4 protein-coding genes are annotated in these 4171 nt (G+C 72.6%); 3 read left to right on the forward strand and 1 reads right to left on the reverse strand.

Annotation, left to right across the window (positions count from 1 at the left end; genetic code table 11):
- On the reverse strand, positions 1-1369 hold a 1369-nt coding region (locus C1J01_RS49425; protein WP_438943195.1), incomplete at its 3' end, for a hypothetical protein.
- A 133-nt stretch (positions 1370-1502) separates the two neighbouring features.
- Between C1J01_RS49425 and C1J01_RS46630 the strand changes: the two genes are divergently transcribed.
- The 3 genes from C1J01_RS46630 to C1J01_RS46640 form a co-directional block, all read left to right on the forward strand.
- Complete coding sequence (locus tag C1J01_RS46630) at positions 1503-2096, forward strand: DUF418 domain-containing protein (protein ID WP_146616003.1); 594 nt, start codon at positions 1503-1505, stop codon at positions 2094-2096.
- The gene (locus tag C1J01_RS46635; protein ID WP_181449348.1) at positions 2017-2652 is read left to right on the forward strand and encodes a DUF418 domain-containing protein; all 636 of its coding nucleotides are present in this window, start codon (positions 2017-2019) and stop codon (positions 2650-2652) included. The genes C1J01_RS46630 and C1J01_RS46635 overlap by 80 nt, the downstream gene beginning before the upstream one ends.
- A gap of 49 nt (positions 2653-2701) precedes the next feature.
- The coding region (locus C1J01_RS46640) for an FAD-dependent monooxygenase (RefSeq protein WP_111185414.1) at positions 2702-4171 on the forward strand (1470 nt) is incomplete at its 3' end.

The raw sequence follows: 4171 nt of genomic DNA on the forward strand, positions 1-4171 counted from the left end.
CGGTGCTCGGGAGGGCGAGCGACGGCGGGGGCTCTGGCGGGTTGTCGAGGTACAGGTACGCGCCGATGCCACCGCCGCCCAGCAACAACACCGCCACCCCGACCACCAGACCGATGACCAGGGCGTTGTTGCGCTTCCCCGGGACCGCTGGGCGGGGGTGTCCGCCGGGCTGCTGGAACGCCCCCGGATGACCCCCTGGGTACGGGTGGCCCCCCGGTTGGCCATTGGGCTGCTGGAAGCCGCCGGGATGCTGGCGACCGCCCGGCTGCTGAGGGAAGCCGCCTGGCTGCGGGGAACCCGGCTGCCCAGGTTGCTGATAAGCCCCAGGCGGGCCCTGCTGGCTGTAGGCCCCTGGCTGCCCAGCCTGGTAGCCCCCTGGCTGGCCGGCCTGATATCCATCCGGGTGTCCAGGCGGGTAGCCGCCCGGCTGTTCGGCCGGGTAGGCGCCCGGGTTCCCGGGCGGGTAGGCGGTTTGCTGGTAGGCCGCTGGTTGGTGCGGCTGTTGCCGGCCGCCTGGTTGTTCGGCCGGGTAGGGGCTCGGAGGTCCGGGCGCGTAGGTGCCCGGCTGGGCGGCTTGCTGGTAGGCCGCCGGCTGCGGTTGTTGCTGGCCGCCTGGTTGTTCGGGCTGGTAGGCGCCTGGGTTCCCGGGCGGGTAGGCCCACGGCTGGCCGGTCTGCTGGTACGCCGCTGGCTGGCCCGGTTGCTGAGGGCCCGGCTGACCAGCCTGATAGCCGCCCGGCTGACCAGGCGAGTAGGCGTTCAGCGGCTCGGGTTGGTAGCCGGGTGAGTGGGCGTCGGGTTGTGCGGGTGGGTAGGTGGTCGGGTGGCCTGGTTGGTAGCCGTTCGGTTCGCCGGGCGAGTAGCCGCCGGATTGGGCCGCGTAGGCGTCCGGTTGGCCGGGCCAGTGGGCGTCGGGTTGCGCGGGTGGGTACGCGCTCGGCTGGCCTGGTTGGTAGGCGTTCGGCTGCTCGGGTTGGTAGGCGTCCGGTTGGCCGGGCCCGTAGCTGCCCGGGTAGGCGTCCGGTTGGACGGGTGAGTAGGCGTCTGGCTGCTGGTGGTCGCTCGGTTGTCCCGGGTGTGGGTAGGCGGCCGGTGGGTTGCCGGGCTGCTGGTATGGCCCCCGCTGGCCTTCGTATGCGTCGTTCCCGGGCGTGCCGTAGGAGGCGGGCCCCTGGCCGTAGGCGGCCGCGGCCGGTTCGTACGGGGCCAGGTCGTACGGCTGCGCGCCCTGCTGGGAGGCGGGCTGAGGGCCGTGGCCGGGGAACTCGGGAGAGCCGAAGCCGTGCGGCGTTCCTTGGCCGCCCTGGTCGCCGCCCCAAGCGCCTGGCTGGTGGGGATGCGGCTGCGGAGGCTGCGGGGGTTGTGCCATCCCACCATTCTGGTGCAGATCAGCACCTTCTGCCCCAACTACCCCAGCAAATGACCCCGCCCCGATGCCTAGGTCGCGAAAGTCAGACCAAGGTCTGACGCGCCGCAGCCCGTACTCTCCGTAACCTCCCTGCATGACGGAACTCCGTACACCCCCCGACCAGCGCGTTCACGAGATCGACGTGGTGCGCGGGTTCGCCCTGGCGGGCATCCTGGTGGCCAACATCGGCTTCTTCGCCGACCCCGGCCACAGCTTCGTGGGCGGCCTGCCCAGCACCGGCGACCCGGTGACCACCGCCATCACGATCCTCGTGCTGACGAAGTTCTACGTGATCTTCTCGTTCCTGTTCGGCTACTCGTTCACGCTGCAGATGCGCTCGGCGGAGCGGGCGGGGGCGAGCGTGCGGGCGAGGACGTCGCGCAGGTGCCTGGGCCTGTTCCTGGTCGGCGTGCTGCACGGGATCCTGCTGTGGGTCGGCGACATCCTCACGCTCTACGCCGTGCTCGGCCTCATCCTGCTCGGCCTGCGCGGCATGCGTCCGAAGAAGGCCGTCATCGTCGGCTCGGTGCTCGTCGGCGTGCCGGCGCTGCTGCTCCTGGCGCTGGCGTGGTTGTCCACCCTCGCCCCGGGAGGCGGGCCAGGTGCCGGTGGGCGATCCCGCCGAGGCGGCCCGCGCGCTCTCGCCGGCCACCGGCGGGCCGCTCGACTACCTGACCCTGCAGCTTGAGCTCTACCCGATGCTCGTGGCGGTGACCTGGGTCTTCCAGGGGCCGATGGCGCTGGCGATGTTCCTGTTCGGGCTGGCGGCGGGCAAGTCGAGGCTGCTGGAGGAGCCGGAGCGGTGGGCGCGGCTGCTGCCGCGCGTCCAGTGGATCGGCTTCGGCGTGGGCCTGCCCGGAGCCGTGCTGTTCGCCCTGACGGCGGCCGGCGACGGCCCGTGGCAGCTGGTGGGCCTCGCGGTCACCGACCTCACCTCGCCGCTGCTCGGCGCCGCGTACGTCGCGACGCTGCTCAGGCTCGTACGCCGCTTCCCGGCCGCCGGCCGGGCGCTGGCGCCCGCCTGGCGGGTGGCGGCCTCCAACTACATCGGCCAGTCCGTGCTGGCGTGCCTGGTCTTCACCGGGTACGGCCTCGCGCTCGCCGGCACGCTCTCGCCGCTCGCGGTCATGGGGGTGGCCCTGGTGATCTACACGGTCCTGCTGTGGCTGAGCGCCCTGTGGCTGCGCGCCCACCGTTACGGCCCCGTGGAGTACCTGCTGCGCCGGCTCACCACATGGAGTTAGACTCGATTTTGTTAACGGTACCGTTCCGTAAACAAAATGGAGGCGGATCATGGATGCGGATGTCCTGGTGGTGGGGGCCGGACCGGTCGGCCTGGCGCTGGCCTGCGGGTTGAGGCAGCATGGCCGCTCGGTACGGATGATCGACCGGGCCGGCGGACCGGCCACCACGTCGCGGGCCAACTTCGTGCACGCCCGCGGCTCGGAGGTGCTCGACCGGCTCGGCGCGCTGGGAGGGCTGCCGGAGGAGTCCGTACGCGCCATGACGATCACGACGTACGCCGGCGACCGGCCGATCATGAAGGTGCGCTTCGGCGACCCGGGCATCAGGACGGCCGCGCCACCGATGGTGATCTCGCAGGCGAGGGTCGAGGCGGCGCTGCGCGACCGGCTGGCCGAGCTGGGCGTCGTACCCGAATGGGGTTCCGCGCTGACGGGCGTCGAGCAGGACGGCACGGGCGTCACGGCGGTGCTGGGCGACGGACGCCGGGTGCGCGCGGCCTGGCTGGCGGGGTGCGACGGGACGGGCAGCACGGTGCGCAAGCTGGCCGGGATCGGGTTCCCCGGGGTGAAGGTCAGCGAACGGTTCCTGCTGGTGGACGGCCGGCTGGAGACGCCGCTCGACCGTTCGGGCACGCACGGCTGGGTGCATCCCGAGGGCATGCTGGGCGCGATGCCGATGCCCGGTGACGGTCAGTGGCGGCTGCTGGCCTACGATCCGGCGTTCCGCGACGAGAAGCCGTCGGAGGGACAGATCGCCGAGCGCATGCGGCACATCCTGGCCGAACGCATCGGCGAGACGGGCACGCGGCTCGCCGAGACGCACTGGGCGTCGTTGTTCAGCGTGCACCGGCGGCTGGCGGACGCCTACCGGAGCGGCCGGATTCTGCTGGCGGGCGACTCGGCGCACGCGCACGCGCCCTTCGGCGGTCAGGGCATGCTGACCGGGCTCGGCGACGCGGAGAACCTGGCGTGGAAGCTCGCCCTGGTCGTCGCCGGGCGCGCTGACGAACGCCTGCTGGACACCTACGAGGCTGAACGCCGCCCGCTGGCCACCCAGGTGCTGCGCGGCAGCACCGCCACCACGAGGATGAACATCGCCGCCACCCCGATCGGCCGCTTCCTGCGGGACAGGGTCCTGGTGCGGGTGTTCGGGATGCCGTGGATCCAGCGGTACACGACGTACGTCACCTCGCAGCTCTGGGTGAGCTACCGGCGCGGTCCGCTGGGCGGCGGCGGGCGCCGGCCACGGCCGGGCGACCGCGTCGCGGACCTCGCCTGCGTGCGTCCCGACGGCAGCCGGGTCCGGCTGTACGAGGAGCTCCGCGAGCGCTGGGTCCTGCTCGGAAACGACGAGGAAGCGCTGGCCGCCGCCCGGAACCTCCTCGGTGAGACGTCGGTGATCGAGCTCCGCGTGGCCCCCGGCGAGGGGGCCGGTAGGGTGCCTGGCGAGGTGGCGCTCGGTGAGGGGGCTGGTGGGGTCGTGGCCGGCAAGGCTTCCGGCGGGGTTTCGCATGGCAAG

Origin of the sequence: Nonomuraea aridisoli (assembly GCF_003236395.1) — a bacterium.
GTDB lineage: Bacteria > Actinomycetota > Actinomycetes > Streptosporangiales > Streptosporangiaceae > Nonomuraea > Nonomuraea aridisoli.

Bases quoted from the DNA above. Each gene is read 5' to 3' on its own strand.
- C1J01_RS46630 (WP_146616003.1), top strand. From the start codon at position 1,503: ATGACGGAACTCCGTACACCCCCCGACCAGCGCGTTCACGAGATCGAC.